Raw genomic sequence first — 13,759 nt, 5'->3', positions numbered from 1 at the left:
CCGCATAGTTGCGCATCCACGACCCCGATCAAGCCCAGACGCGCCGCCGCCGATGGAGTGCCGGGCACCTCCTTTGCACACGCCTGCGCGCGCAGGGGCCGGCCAACGTCCATGGCCGGGGAGGAGTGGAGCGGATGGAGTCTCTCATCCGGCAAGCTTGGCAACGGCACGGTCGCATCCCGCCGGAGCTCAAGGAACGGATCGTCATCGAGCATACTTCCTTGATCAGTTACATCGTGAGTCGCATCGCCGTCCGGCTGCCGTCTCACGTGGACCTCGAGGACTTACACAACACCGGCGTGATCGGTCTCATGGACGCGGTCGACAAATACGACCCGACCAAGGACTGCAAGTTCAAGACGTACGCCGAGTTCCGCATACGCGGCGCCATCCTCGACCAGCTGCGGTCGCTGGACTGGGTGCCGCGCTCGGTGCGCCAGAAGAGCCGCCAGCTCGAGCAGGCCACCAACGCGGTCGAGCAGAGACTCGGCCGGCCCGCGACCGAGGACGAGGTCGCGACCAGCCTGGGGCTGGGCATCGACGACTTCCACATGCTCGTCAACCAGACGCGCGGTGTCTCGATGGTGAACCTCGACGACCTGCGCGGTCAGAGCGACAACGACCAGCCGCTGCCCAGCGGGAACCTCGAGGACGTGAACGCCGAGGACCCGTTCGCGCAGCTGAAACAGCGCGAGCTGACTCAGGCGCTGGCCAACGGCATCGCCGGCCTGCCCGAGAAGGAGCGGCTGGTGATCTCGCTCTACTACTACGAGGACCTGAACCTGAAAGAGATCGGTCAGATCCTCGGCATCACCGAGTCGCGCGTCTGCCAGATCCACTCGAAGGCCGTGTCGCGCCTCCGCTCTCGCATGAGAGCGGCCATGCTGAACTGAGCGGGTCCCGGGCGAGCAGAGCTCGACCCACCCGCGCTTCGCTCGGCTCCGCCTCGCTGCGCGCGAGCGCTTCCGCGCTCGCTTGCGACACAGCTCGCTGGCATCGGCTAGGATTCCGCTCCGCGTGCTGGTCAAGCTGGCGATCGACTTCGAGTGCCCTGCCCCGCTCTGGTGGAAGAGCGGCGGGCGTGCGCTGTGGGAGACTCTGCTCGAGTCGTTCGACAACTCGAGCGTGGTGATCGAGGAGTCGATCGCGCGCTCGTGGCTCGCGCAGGCCGCGCAGATACCCGGCTGGACCGGGGGACCCGAGTACGCGCCCTCGCCCATCTTGCTCAAGCCCATCGACGAGGACGAGGACGTCTAAGCCGCGGCTAGCCGTCGTCGGGCGGCTGGTCGTCCTTGCAGCGCGTGACCCGCACCTGCGTGATTCGGGTGCCCGAGATGTCGACCACGGTGAACTCGTAGCCGGGCACGCGCACCACGTCGCCCTTGCGCGGCGCGCGGCCGAGCGCGTTGAACACCAGGCCCGCCAGCGTGTCGCCGCGCTGCGCGGGCACGTCCCAGTCGGTCTCGCGGTTGAAGTCGGCGACCTTGAGCCGGCCCAGCGCCTGGTAGCCGCCGCCCGGCAGCTCGCGGATGGTGAGCAGCTCCTCGCGGTCGAACTCGTCGCGGATCTCGCCGACGATCTCCTCGAGGATGTCCTCCTGAGTCACGATGCCCAGAGTGACTCCGAACTCGTCCTTCACGACCGCCATGTGCACGAAGTTGCGCTGCATGTCGGCCAAGAGCCGCAGGATCGGCTTGCGCTCCGGCACGCGCAGCACGGGCTTCAGGATGGTGTGCAGGTCGCCCCCGCCGCCGCTCGACAGCTTCACCAGGTCCTTCAGGTGCACCACGCCCACGATCGCGTCGATCGAGCCCTCGTAGATCAGGACGCGCGTGTAACGCTCCTCCATGACCTTCTCGAGCAGCTCGGCGGGGTCGATGTCGATCGGGAAACACACGACCTCGGCGCGCGGGACCATGATCTCCTTCACGGTCATCTCCGCCGCGCCCGCGGTGGCGCCGATGATCTCGAGCGGCTGCGCGTCCGGCTGCGCGGCCGAAGCCTCGCGCGCCAGCGCCACCACGTCCTCGACCGTGGTGACTCGCCGGCCTTGCGTGTCGGCGCCGGCCAGCACGCGCACGAACGGCTCGATGATCCGATCGAACAGCACGTGCACGGGCCAGAGCAGCTTGTGCAGGAGATACAGCGGCAGAGCCACGGCATGTGACACCCGCCGCGGGTGCGCCACCGCGAAAGCCTTGGGCAGCACCTCGCCCAGCACCAGGATCAGCACGGTCATGACCAGGGTCGAGACCAGGATGCCCTTCTGGTCGCCCAGCCAGTGCACGGCCAGCGCGGTGGCGACGCTGGGCCCGAGGATGTTCACCAGACTGTTCGCGAGCAGGATCGTCACCAGCATGCGCGAGGTGGAGTTCAAGAGGTCCCGGATCGCGAACGCCGACGGCCCCCGGGCTTCGCGGATGTCGGCCTCGATCTCGTGCTCCCGCATACGCAGCAGGGCCGTCTCGCTGGTCGAGAAGAAGGCGGACAGGGCCAGGCACGCGACGATGACCAGGAGCCCCGTAAACACGTCCATTTCCCGGACCATACTAGCCGAGGCGTTGGACACGGCGACGGAGCGCCGCACAGAATGACCGCATGGATCTCTCCTACGGCCCCGAGTACGAGGCGTTTCGCTCCGAGGTGCGGCGGTTTCTGGAGGCGCATCCGGACGCGCCCAAGGCGGGCATCGGGCGCGGCGCGCTGGCCTCGCGCGAGCGCGCGCTGGCCTGGCAGCGCACGCTGATCGAGCACGGCTACGCGGCGCGCACCATTCCGCGCGAGTACGGCGGCGCAGGCCGGGCGCCGGACCTGCTCCAGTCGATCATCATCGACGAGGAGTTCGCGCGCGCGGGTGTCTCGCGCGGGATCGCGGGCCAGGGGCCGTCGATGCTGGTGCCGACGCTGCTCGAGCACGGCAGCGAGGAGCAGAAACGGCGCTACGTGGGCCCGACCATTCGCGGCGAGATGGTCTGGTGCCAGGGTTACAGCGAGCCGGGCTCCGGAAGCGACCTGGCGAGCCTGCAGACCCGCGCGACCGACGACGGTGACTCGTGGCGGATCAACGGCCAGAAGATCTGGACCTCGACCGCGCGCGAATCCGACATGATGTTCGCGCTGATCCGCACCGAGCCGAACGCGCCCAAGCACGAGGGCATCTCGTATCTCGTGTTTCCCATGAGCACGCCGGGCATCGACGTGCGCCCGCTGCACACGCTGACCGGGAACGCCGAGTTCAACGAGGTGTTCTTCAGCGACGTGCGCGTGCCGAAGACGAGCCTGGTCGGGAAGCGCGGCGAGGGCTGGAAGATCGGCAACACCACGTTGCGCCACGAGCGCAACATGCTCGGCAGCACGGGTCAGACCGAGTCGATGTTCGCTTCGCTCGTGGCGCTGATGGAGAGCGAGACGGTTTCGGGCGCGCGCGCGATCGACTCACCGGTGCTGCGCGATCGGTTGGGCCGGCTCGAGGCCTCGGTGCTCGCGATGAAGTACCACGCGCTGCGGCTGCTCACCTGCCAGCTCCGCGGCGAGTCACCGGGCGTGGCCGGGCTGATCGTGAAGCTCCAGGGCTGCGAGCTGAACCACCAGATCGCGGCGCTCGCGCTCGACGTGCTGGGCGAGCTCGGCCCGCTGCACCGCGACAGCCCGCACCTGCGCGCCGGCGGCGCCTGGCCGTACCAGTGGATGTTCTCGCTCGGGCTGATCATCGGCGGCGGCACGGCGCAGATCCAGAAGAACATCATCGCGGAGCGCGGCCTGGGCCTGCCGCGCGAGCCGAAGGCGGCGTGAGGCGAGTGAGTCATGGATTTCGGACTCTCTGACGAACAGAAGCTGCTGCAGGACACGATGCGCAAGCTGCTCGGGGCGGAGTTCCCGACCACGCGCGCGCGCGAGGTGTCGAAGACCGCGAGCGCGCACGACGCGGCGCTCTGGAAGTCACTGGCCGAGGCGGGGGCGCTCGGAGCGCTGGTGCCGGAGCAGCACGGCGGCGCCGGGCTGTCGTTTCTCGACGCCATGCTGGTGGCCGAGGAGATCGGCCGAGCGGCCGGTCCGGGTGCCTACGTCGCCACGGCCGTGATGGGCTCGGTCGCGGTGGCGGCCTCGGGACACGAGGCCCTGGCCAAGGAGGTCCTGCCGGAGATCGCCGCGGGGACGACACGCATCGGTGTCGGGCTGGCCGAGGCCACGGGCGCGCGCGACGGCGCGGGCGTGCGGCTCGACCACGGGCGGCTCGAGGGCGCTGCGCTGTTCGTGCTCGACGCGGTCGAGGCCGACCGGCTCCTGCTCCACACCGCGGCCGGGCTGGCGCTCGTGCGCGCCAAGACCGGCGGAGTGCAGGTGACCCCGCTGGCGTCCGTCGACGGCACGCGCCGCTTCGCCGAGGTGCGGCTCTCGGGCGTGGAGCCCGTGGCGCTCGTCGACGCCCTGCCCCGCGTGCTCGCAGCCGGGCGCATCGCCCTCGCCTTCGACTCACTGGGCGCCGCCGAGCGCGCGCTCGAGCTCGCGCTCGAGTACGCCTCGCAGCGCAAGCAGTTCGGGCGCGTGATCGGCTCGTTCCAGGCCGTGAAGCACATGCTGGCCGAGATCGCCGCCGCGCTCGAGCCCGCGCGCTCGCTCGCGTGGTACGCCGCGCACGCCTTCGACGCCGAGCCGCGCGAAGCGGCGCGCATGGCGGCCCTGTGCAAGGCCCACCTCGCCGAGACCGCGACCGAGGTGCTGCGCAAGGCCACCGAGGTGCACGGCGGCATCGGCTTCACCGAGCAGTACGACCTGCACCTGTGGTTCCGGCGCGTCGCGCTCACGCGGCCGCTGCTCGGCGGGCCGGAGCTCCTGCGCGAAGAGGCCACCCGGCTGCGCGGCGGGGCACCCTCGTTATAATCCGGCCCCCCTGAACGTCCCAGGGGACCGAGGAGTCAGTCGTGCCCGAATTCGTCTTCGTCATGGAAGACCTGCGCAAGGTCGTGCCGCCGGACCGGATCCTGCTCGACGCGATCTCGCTGTCGTTCTATCCCGGCGCGAAGATCGGCGTCCTGGGTCACAACGGCTCGGGCAAGAGCACGCTGCTCAAGATCATGGCGGGCGTGGACAAGGAGTTCGTCGGCGTCGCGCGGCCGCACGAAGGCCTGCGCATCGGGTATCTCGCGCAGGAGCCCGAGCTCGACGAGTCGAAGACCGTGCTCGGCATCGTCGAGGAAGGCGTGGCCGAGACACGCGCGCTGCTCACCGAGTTCGAGGCGATCTCCGCGAAGTTCTCCGAGCCGATGGACGACGACGCGATGAACAAGCTCTTGGAGCGCCAGGCCAAGCTGCAGGACAAGATCGACGCCGTGAACGCGTGGGAGCTGGACCGGCAGCTCGAGGTGGCGATGGACGCGCTGCGCCTCCCGCCCGGCGACGCGCAGGTGAAGGTGCTCTCGGGCGGCGAGCGCCGCCGCGTGGCGCTGTGCCGGCTGCTCCTGGCGCGGCCCGACATGCTCCTGCTCGACGAGCCCACGAACCACCTCGACGCCGAGTCGGTCGCGTGGCTCGAGCGCTTCCTGCACGACTACCCCGGCACCGTCGTGGCCGTGACTCACGACCGCTACTTCCTCGACAACGTGGCGGGCTGGATCCTCGAGCTCGACCGCGGCCGGGGCATCCCGTACAAGGGGAACTACTCCGCCTGGCTCGAGCAGAAGCAGAAGCGCCTGGAGCTGGAGGAGAAGAAGGCCAGCGCGCGCCAGCGCACGCTGCAGCGCGAGCTCGAGTGGGTGCGCCTGGCGCCGCGCGCGCGGCAAGCCAAGTCGAAGGCGCGCATCGCCGCGTTCGAGAAGCTGCGCGCCGAGGAGGAGAACCGCGCGCCGGACACGGTCGAGATCGCGATCCCGCCCGGCCCGCGGCTGGGCGAGAACGTGATCGCGGCGGAGTCACTCACCAAGGGCTACGGCGAAACACTCTTGATCGACGACCTCGACTTCAAGCTGCCGCAGGGCGCGATCGTGGGAGTCATCGGCGGCAACGGCGCGGGCAAGACGACGCTGTTCCGCATGATCACGGGCTCCGAGAAGCCCGACTCGGGCGCGCTGCGCATCGGCGAGACGGTGAAGCTCGCCTACGTGGACCAGGCGCGCTCCGAGCTCGACCCCAAGAAGACCGTGTTCGAGGCCATCTCGGACGGCGAGGAGAAGATGAAGGTCGGGTCACGCGAGCTGCCGAGCCGCGCCTACGTGGGCTCGTTCGGCTTCAAGGGCCCCGACCAGCAGAAGCGCGTCTCGATGCTCTCGGGCGGCGAGCGCAACCGCCTGCACCTCGCGCGCACGCTGAAGGCGGGCGGCAACGTGCTGCTCCTCGACGAGCCCACGAACGACCTCGACGTGGACACGCTGCGCGCGCTCGAAGAGGCCCTGCTCGGCTTCTCGGGCTGCGTGGTCGTGATCTCGCACGACCGCTGGTTCCTCGACCGCATCGCGACGCACATGCTCGCCTTCGAGGGCGACAGTCACGTGGAGTTCTTCGAGGGCAACTACCAGGAGTACGAAGCCGACCTGAAGCGCCGCATCGGCGTCGACGCCGACCAGCCGCACCGGATGCGCTTCAAGAAGCTGACTCACTAGTCATTCGCTGCGGTCGACGCCGATCTCATTCGCGAGCCAATCGCATTCGCGAGTCGCTCGTGTTGGTGTGTCGGCCGTCGGCGGAGGCACACCGATGAAGTCGTTGGCTTTCGGCCTGGTTTCGGTGATGGCGCTGGGTCTCGCGCTCAGTGGTTCGGCACACGGCGCGAGCGACGACGTCGTCTGGAACGCCACGACGGACTACTACGACGTCCGCCTCGAGCTTGCGGCCGGAGCCGGGAGCGGCTCGATCACGATCGCCAGCCACCCAGGGGGTGCCCCCTGGGTCGGCTTGCTGGATCCCGGACTCGTCCTGAACAGCGATCCGTCCGTGGGCCCGGACTCGCTCGTCGACGATGGGATCTTCCTGCACGCTTCCGGCGGGGCCTTCGACTCCGCAGGCCTTGTCCTCGTCGATCTGGACGGCGTCGCGTTCGACGGAGCCGTTCCCTTCGGCAGCGGGCCCTACTCACTCATGCCGAAGGTGCCTCCGCCGCTCGAGCTCTTCGAGACCGCGATACTTGCGATCTCTCTGACTGACCAGAATGGATCGCTGATCAGCCGTTCCACCTACCCGATCCTGACCTTGACGCCGGAGCCCACGGCCACGTTGCTTTCACTGATGGTGCTCCCGCTCGTGGTGTCTCGCCTCAGCCGGCGATGGCCCGCCACAACAGGAAGACCGGGAGCGCCAGCAGCCCGAGGCTGACCGCGGTGTCGAGCACGGCCATCCCGCACCAGAACGCGTACGAGGCGTAGTCACCCGCGGTCGGCGGGGCCCCGGGCTCGTCCAAGAGCAGGCGCGCGCGCAGCGAGTCGACCCGTTCGCGCAGGAGGGACTCCGAGATGCCCTCGCAGTACAGGTTCTTGCTGTGTCTCCCTCGCACCCAGGCGCGCCAGGTCGCGCCGGGGTTCACGACCCAGCCCATCACCATGCCCTGCAAGTTGATGTACCAGGCGAACCACATGCGGCCGCAGCCCGAGGCGATCTCCCAGGCGCTGATCTCGGCCTCGCCGGTCCAGTCGGTCTTGTAGCCGGTGGCCACGTGGTGCAGATCGTGGATGCCCACGGCTTTGCGGCGCGCGTCCGAGTTGGGGAAGCCGATCGGAATCGGACCCAGCTTCGCGAGCTGCACGAACTTCGCGGCGTAGCCGCCGTCGGGCGGGAAGCCCGCCTCGGCGAAGTATCTCGCGCGCGCCTCGCGCACGCTGAGGGACAGATCGGAGGTGGTCATGACTCGCTCCTCTTCGTTTGGGGACGCAGGCCATCGAGCTGGAGCTCGAGCGCGCGCCGCAGGCCGTCCTCGGCGCCCTGGCGCGAGACCAGGCCCGCGCCGAGCCAGCCCTGGATCCAGTAGCCGTAGTGCGCGAACAGCGCCTGGGCGACGGGCATGGGCGCGACGTCGGCGCGCAGCGCGCCGCGGGCCTGCGCCTGCGCGACGAGCTCCGCCAGGTGCGCGCCGAACTCGAGCGTGAGTCGCCCGAGTCTCTCGGGGTCGTGCTCGCGGAAGAACAGCTCCTGCACGAGTGACTTCGCGTGGGCCGCGTCGCGCGCGTAGAAAGCGATGAAGCGCCCGAAGTAGGCCATGAGCTGCGCTAGGAAATCGCTCTCGCGCGCTGCGGCCGCGCGCGCCTCGGCGAAGATGCGGCGCGCGTCCTCTTCGAACGTGAGGAACAAGAGCTCGCGCTTGTCGCGCACGTACAGGAACAGCGTGCCTGTCCCGATCCCCGCGCGCTCGCAGATCTCGCGCGCGGTCGTGGCCTCGAAGCCCCGCCGCGCGAACAGCGCGCGCGCCGCGTTGCGGATCCGCAACAGCTTCTCGGCCTTGTTCCGCTCGCGCAGACCCTGTGCAACTTCGGGCACTTGGCGCTCTCCTGATCCTGTTCAATTATGAACAAGATCATTTTATGCGCAAGTGCCCTCCTGCCGCAACTCGCGCTTCAGGAGATCGCATTCGCTCCGATGAGAAGGCGCCCATCAATCCTAGAGAGGGGGAACCTGTCGTCATGATGACTCCGAATCCGCGCGCGCTCCGGCTCGCGCTTCTCGCGGCGGCGATCTTCGCCGGCGCCTTCTCGTTCGCGAACAGCGCCAGCGCCCAGTGGAGCGACCCCGTGTGCGTCGACCCGAACACCGTTCCGGGTGTGTTCGAGGGCTACACGTTCAACGGCGCGGTCAAGTGCGAGAGCTACTGCAAGATGGTCGCGAGCAACTGCAAGTCGCTCGTGAAGGACGCGGCGAGCTGCAACCAGAACAGCTGGAAGGGCTACTGGAACCTGTTCGACAAGGCGAGCTGCGACGTGCAGGAGAACCCACAGGACCGCAAGGACTGCAACGCGATGGTGAAGGGCCAGCGCTCCCTCGTTCATGGCGAGATCGACAGCAGCAAAGACATGGCGCTGGACGCCTGCGACATGAACCTCGCCAACTGCATCGCGAACTGCGCCCTCGTCCTGTAACTCACTCGGCTTTTCCGTCCCACTCCGCCCGATCTCCGCGGCGACCCCGCGGAGATCGGGCGCGACTCTCCGCCCTCACCCCCCGTGAGGCGCTCTCGTGTCACTTCCCGCTCGCTCTCGTCTCGCGGTGCTCGCACTCCTGGTTCTGGGACCGATCGGCGGCCTGTTCGCGCTCGATCTCGCGATCGCCCGCGCCACGCCGTTCTGGGCCTGGGTGGTGGCGTCGTTCCCGCGGCGCATCGACGACTCGTTCCTGGCCGAAGCCACGCTGCGCGCGACCCGTCCGGGCCGCGACAACGTGCTGCTCTTGGGCAACAGCCGCGCCGACGACGGCATCGACCTGGCGGCGCTCGAGAACCGCTTCACCGGCCGCGGCCTGCACTTCCGCAACCTGACCGTCGTGGGCTCGGGGCCGGTCGACGAGGCCATGCGCGCGCGCGACGTGGCCCGGCTCGAGCCGAGCGCGGTGATCGCGGTGGTCGCAGCTTCGGAGCTGCGCGACGCCGACGGCACGGGCGAGACCTTCAGCTACGACGAGGCCGCCGCGCGTTACATCTTCCCCGCCTCGGACTTCGCCGCGCGCCCGGAGTTCCATCTCGCGGGGCTCGTGGGCGAGCTGCACGTACTGGCGCGCCATCGGCGTTCCCTGCAGAACGCGCTCATGGTGCGCCTGGGGCGCCTCACCTTCCTGTCGATCGAGATGGACCTGCTGCGCATGGCGCGGGAACGGATGGCCGGGAGCCGCGGCCCGAAAGTGCCCGTCGAGTGGATGAGCCGGGTCGAGCTCGACCCGTACCCGAACGACAACACACGCGCGCTCGAGTTCCTGGCCGAGACACTGCACGCCGCCGGCACGCGGCTGATCGTGGTCGAGGCGCCGAGTCACTTGATCCAGGAGGCGCCCAAAGTCAGGCCGCGCATGGAGCGCTTCCGCCGCTACGTGGCCGACCTGGCCGCGCAGCACGGCTTCGTCTTCCTCGACGCTTCGGCCTTCCCGCCGCTCGAGCTCGACCAGTTCAAGGACATGATCCACGTGAACGACTCGGGCCGCTTCACCTATACCAGCGCGCTGGGCGACCAGCTCGAGTCACTGCTCTAGGGCCGTCATGCGCTTCAACAGCTTCGAGTTCGCGCTCTTCTTCGCGGTCCTCGTGGGCCTTCTGCCCTTCTTCCCGCGCGGCAAGCCGCGCACCGGCTTGCTCCTGGTGGCGAGCTACATCTTCTACGGCTCGTGGAACTGGGGCTTCCTGCTGCTCTTGTGGCTCACGACCTTGCTCGACTTCGGCTTCGGGCTGGCGATCTCGGCCACCGAGGTGCAGTGGAAGCGTCGCGCGTATCTGTGGACGAGTATCTTCGCGAACCTGGGGTTCCTGTTCTATTTCAAGTACGGGAACTTCTTCCTCGACAACGTCGCGTTCGTGTCGGGCATCGATCCCGAGCCGTACTACCTGAAGATCGTGATCCCGCTCGGGATCTCGTTCTACACCTTCCACACGATGACCTACACGATCGACGTGTACCGGCGCCGCGTGGAGACCTGCCGCAGCCTGCTCGACTTCGCGCTCTACGTCGCGTTCTTCCCGCAGCTCCTGGCGGGGCCGATCCTGCGCGCGGGTCACTTCATTCCGCAGCTCGCGCGCACCGAGCCGGTGCGCGACGACGAGCTGCTGTCGGGGCTCGAGCTGTTCTGCCTGGGCCTGTTCAAGAAGGTCGTGGTGGCCGACAACATGGCGACGCTCGCCGACCGCGTCTTCTCCGACCCGACTCACTTCGGCGCGGCGGCGATCCTCCTGGGCACGATCGCGTTCTGGATCCAGATCTACTGCGATTTCTCGGGCTACTCGACCATGGCGCGCGGGCTCGGGCGCTGGCTGGGCTTCGAGATCCCGCAGAACTTCGACTACCCGCTCTTGCAGACCAACCCGCAGACCTACCGGCACGCCTGGCACATGACGCTGGGCCAGTGGTTCACCGACTACGTGTACAAGCCGCTGGGCGGCTCACGCGCAGGCGACCTGCGCATGCTGCGCAACATCATGATCACCTGGACGCTCACGGGCCTGTGGCACGGCGCGAGCTGGCACTTCGTGCTCTGGGGGCTCTACAACGGCGTGACCTTGTGCGTGTACTCGCTGTGGAAGAAGCACGCGCCCTGGCACCTGCCGGAGTACCCCGGCAAGAAGCTCGTGTCGTGGCTGGCGCAGGTGGCGCTCCTGCTGCCGTCGGTGGCGCTGTTCCGCACCGGCGACATGCACGGCTTCGGGCAGCTGGCCCTGCGCGTGCTCAGCTGGGAATCGGGCCGCAGCGTGGCGTTGGAGTGGCCGCTTGCCATCGCGTTGCTCGCGGGTGTGCACGTGCTCTGTTACTTCCACTACAAGGAAGATCTGCTGCAGAGACTCCGCTGGCCTGCGCGCATCGGATTGGTGTCGTCGGCCGCCGCGCTGACGGCGCTGCTCGCGGCGACCGGCCGGCCGTTCATCTATTTCCAGTTCTGATAAAATGGGCTGGTGACTCGCGCCCCACGCCCGCTGCTGCCCCTGGCATTGGCCTGCCTGGCGTTCGCGCTGGCGGCCGCGCCCGCGCGCGCCGGCACCGATTTCAGCGATCCCAACGCGCCGCTGCCGCTGGGGCCCAAGCGCCCCTGCAGCCTGGAGCCGTCGATCACGCCGGGCGACGCCGTGGCGGCGGTCGTGCCCGGCATGGCCTTCGGCTTCATCCTCATCGACCCGAACGACCCGAACAACGCGAACCTGTTCAGCCACCTCTCGAACTGCGCGAGCCTGTGCAAGAAGGCGGGCTCGACCTGCCAGAAGTACGTGAAGCGCCTCGCCTCGTGCGAGAGCCACGCGATCGACGACCGCGCGAAGTTCGTCTCGAAAGTGAATCCGCCCGGCGTCGACGTCGATCCCAACACGGTGGCGGCGGAGCACGCCGCGGTCGACGACGCGGTCACGACGGCGCTGGGAGACTGCACGACCAAGGCCAACCAGTGCGCGGGGGCGTGCGATGCGGCGCCGTGACTCGCTGCGCCTGGGCGCGCTCGCGCTGCTCGCCGCAGCGCTCGTGCCGCTGCCGGCCTTCGCCGCGAGCGGCTCACTCTTCCTGAAGCAGATCTGCGGCGAGATGACCGACATCGCCGCCATGTACGGCTTCGAGACGAACTTCGTGGGCGTGCCGAACTGCGTGAAGCTCTGCAAGCAAGCGCTGTCGGTGTGCGAGAAGAACGTGAAGGACGCCGCGAGCTGTCAGCTGGCGTTCTCGAGTGACTGGGTCACCTTCGACACGGCGGTCGCCTGCGCCGGCCTCACGGGCGGCGACCTGCGCGACTGCAAGGCCAGCTGGAACGCCGACAAGAAGGACTGGCAGGCGAGCATCAAGCAGAACCGCGGCTTCGGAATCATCGGCTGCGAGAATCACGACTCGATCTGCGAGAAGCGCTGCACCGGGGAGTAGAGAGCTCCGTTGCGCGCTGCGCTCCGCGCAATTCCCGTCGGTCGCTGCTTCGGGAGTACCCTGCAGACGCTCCCTCTGGGAATTGCGCCGGCCGCGCGCACGGAACAGATCTCTCCGCTGCCCCGTAAGAATAGAGACGCGTCGACGTTGGTTGCCCCGTCGCCCCTGCAGTCCGCGCCCGATGGCACAGCAAGCGCGAGCGGACGGCTGTTCGCCCGCCGGGCCGGCGCGGAAGCCCGGAGGAGCGTCTGCAGGGTATTCCCGAAGCAGCGACGGGGGGCTTCTGCGCGGACGGCGGGGCGCCGAGATGTTCCGGCCTCCGGCTCTTAGTTCGCGCAGAACCCCAGACACTCCGTGCGCCACGAGTCACAGAAGCCGAGCGCCTCCTCGAGGTCGCTCTTCAGGTTGCCGCGCGCCACGTCGGAGTTGGTCTTGGCGGCGAGCTCGCAGGTCTTGCGCGTCGGGCCGTCGCTGATGTTGGCGCACTCTTTCTTCGAGTAGTCGAGACTGTCGGAGACCAGCCCCGTCTGACACGAATACGCGTCCTTCGTGAACTTCACGCAGTCCTTCGCGATGGACTTGCACAGGTCCACGCAGCGCACGAAGCCCACGAACATGTTCGAGGCGATGATGTCGTTCTCGGCCGTGAACACGCTGGCGCAAACGCCCGGTGTGAATGGCAGGATGACGTCACCCGCTCGCGCCGGGGACGCAAACAGGGCGCACACCAGACCCAGAGCGATCGAATGCTTCATGCTCTCCCCCCTTGCGCGGGAGGAGTAACAACTCTCAGGGCTGGTTGCAGCTGTTCCGGCAGATGGCGCCCCACTCTTCACAGGTGGCGAGCGCGCCGTCGCGGTTGTTGCGCAGGGCCTGGCGATCGACACCCGAGTCGTTGTCGATCCCGGCCTTGCACTCCTTCTTTCCGCTGTTGTCGTCAGCGAACTCGCGCTCGCAGTCCTTCTTCTGGTAGGAGACGTCGTCACCCAGCAGGGCACTGGTACAAGCGAAGGCGAGCCGCACATACTGCTTGCAGTCGGACGCGGCCTTCTTGCACAGCGACTCGCACTGGTCGGAGATCGCGTAGTAGCCGCTGGGATTGGCCAGGGTGTTGGTCACGTCGATCGGATCCAGGCAAACCGGGTCGCCGAACGGCGAGGTCACCGTGGGCGGAATGATCCCGCCCGCGCGCGCTCCCCATGCGAGCGTCATCCCGGTGCACAGCGCGAGACAAGACGCGACGAAACGAC

16 protein-coding genes are annotated in these 13,759 nt (G+C 68.4%); 11 read left to right on the top strand and 5 right to left on the bottom strand.

Annotation, left to right across the window (positions count from 1 at the left end; genetic code table 11):
• The first annotated feature begins 134 nt into the window (after nt 1-134).
• Nucleotides 135-893, top strand: a complete 759-nt coding sequence (locus VMR86_17740) for a FliA/WhiG family RNA polymerase sigma factor (protein HTO08896.1) — start codon at nt 135-137, stop codon at nt 891-893.
• A 124-nt stretch (nt 894-1,017) separates the two neighbouring features.
• Nucleotides 1,018-1,257: a hypothetical protein gene (locus VMR86_17735; GenBank protein HTO08895.1), complete on the top strand. Its 240-nt coding sequence runs from the start codon at nt 1,018-1,020 to the stop codon at nt 1,255-1,257.
• Nucleotides 1,258-1,264: 7 nt separating this feature from the next.
• Here VMR86_17735 and VMR86_17730 read toward each other — a convergent pair whose 3' ends face one another.
• Nucleotides 1,265-2,536, bottom strand: a complete 1,272-nt coding sequence (locus VMR86_17730) for a hemolysin family protein (GenBank protein ID HTO08894.1) — start codon at nt 2,534-2,536, stop codon at nt 1,265-1,267.
• Nucleotides 2,537-2,598: 62 nt separating this feature from the next.
• Here VMR86_17730 and VMR86_17725 point away from each other — a divergent pair, with 62 nt between their 5' ends.
• From VMR86_17725 to VMR86_17710, 4 genes are all read left to right on the top strand, one after another.
• Nucleotides 2,599-3,792, top strand: a complete 1,194-nt coding sequence (locus tag VMR86_17725) for an acyl-CoA dehydrogenase family protein (protein ID HTO08893.1) — start codon at nt 2,599-2,601, stop codon at nt 3,790-3,792.
• 12 nt (nt 3,793-3,804) lie between these two features.
• Entirely contained in the window at nt 3,805-4,881 is a 1,077-nt protein-coding gene (locus tag VMR86_17720; GenBank protein ID HTO08892.1) for an acyl-CoA dehydrogenase family protein, read from the top strand.
• A 41-nt stretch (nt 4,882-4,922) separates the two neighbouring features.
• On the top strand, nt 4,923-6,596 hold the full coding sequence (gene ettA, locus VMR86_17715; protein ID HTO08891.1) for an energy-dependent translational throttle protein EttA: 1,674 nt from the start codon (nt 4,923-4,925) through the stop codon (nt 6,594-6,596).
• Between the two features lie 94 nt (nt 6,597-6,690).
• Nucleotides 6,691-7,305, top strand: a complete 615-nt coding sequence (locus VMR86_17710; protein HTO08890.1) for a hypothetical protein — start codon at nt 6,691-6,693, stop codon at nt 7,303-7,305.
• Here VMR86_17710 and VMR86_17705 read toward each other — a convergent pair.
• Nucleotides 7,247-7,831, bottom strand: a complete 585-nt coding sequence (locus tag VMR86_17705; protein ID HTO08889.1) for a hypothetical protein — start codon at nt 7,829-7,831, stop codon at nt 7,247-7,249. The genes VMR86_17710 and VMR86_17705 overlap by 59 nt on opposite strands.
• Complete coding sequence (locus tag VMR86_17700; GenBank protein HTO08888.1) at nt 7,828-8,460, bottom strand: helix-turn-helix domain-containing protein; 633 nt, start codon at nt 8,458-8,460, stop codon at nt 7,828-7,830. Before VMR86_17700 ends, VMR86_17705 begins: the two co-directional genes overlap by 4 nt.
• 143 nt (nt 8,461-8,603) lie before the next feature.
• On the opposite strand from VMR86_17700, the gene VMR86_17695 reads away from it, so the two are divergent.
• The 5 genes from VMR86_17695 (at nt 8,604) to VMR86_17675 (ending at nt 12,509) form a co-directional block, all read left to right on the top strand.
• Complete coding sequence (locus tag VMR86_17695; GenBank protein HTO08887.1) at nt 8,604-9,056, top strand: hypothetical protein; 453 nt, start codon at nt 8,604-8,606, stop codon at nt 9,054-9,056.
• 127 nt (nt 9,057-9,183) lie between these two features.
• Nucleotides 9,184-10,155: a hypothetical protein gene (locus VMR86_17690; protein ID HTO08886.1), complete on the top strand. Its 972-nt coding sequence runs from the start codon at nt 9,184-9,186 to the stop codon at nt 10,153-10,155.
• A gap of 7 nt (nt 10,156-10,162) precedes the next feature.
• A complete protein-coding gene (locus tag VMR86_17685; GenBank protein ID HTO08885.1) occupies nt 10,163-11,551 on the top strand; it encodes an MBOAT family O-acyltransferase in 1,389 nt (462 codons plus the stop codon).
• Between the two features lie 12 nt (nt 11,552-11,563).
• On the top strand, nt 11,564-12,076 hold the full coding sequence (locus VMR86_17680; GenBank protein HTO08884.1) for a hypothetical protein: 513 nt from the start codon (nt 11,564-11,566) through the stop codon (nt 12,074-12,076).
• Nucleotides 12,063-12,509, top strand: a complete 447-nt coding sequence (locus VMR86_17675; protein HTO08883.1) for a hypothetical protein — start codon at nt 12,063-12,065, stop codon at nt 12,507-12,509. The genes VMR86_17680 and VMR86_17675 overlap by 14 nt, the downstream gene beginning before the upstream one ends.
• A 326-nt stretch (nt 12,510-12,835) precedes the next feature.
• Here the strand turns inward: VMR86_17675 and VMR86_17670 are convergent, their stop codons facing one another.
• On the bottom strand, nt 12,836-13,264 hold the full coding sequence (locus VMR86_17670) for a hypothetical protein (GenBank protein ID HTO08882.1): 429 nt from the start codon (nt 13,262-13,264) through the stop codon (nt 12,836-12,838).
• A 34-nt stretch (nt 13,265-13,298) separates the two neighbouring features.
• Nucleotides 13,299-13,759: hypothetical protein (locus VMR86_17665; protein HTO08881.1), on the bottom strand; the 461-nt coding region annotated here is incomplete at its 5' end.

The sequence above is a fragment of the Myxococcota bacterium genome, assembly GCA_035498015.1.
GTDB lineage: Bacteria > Myxococcota_A > UBA9160 > SZUA-336 > SZUA-336 > VGRW01.
The sequence above is the reverse complement of the archived record's forward strand: the minus strand, read 5'-3'. Positions and strand labels throughout refer to the sequence as shown.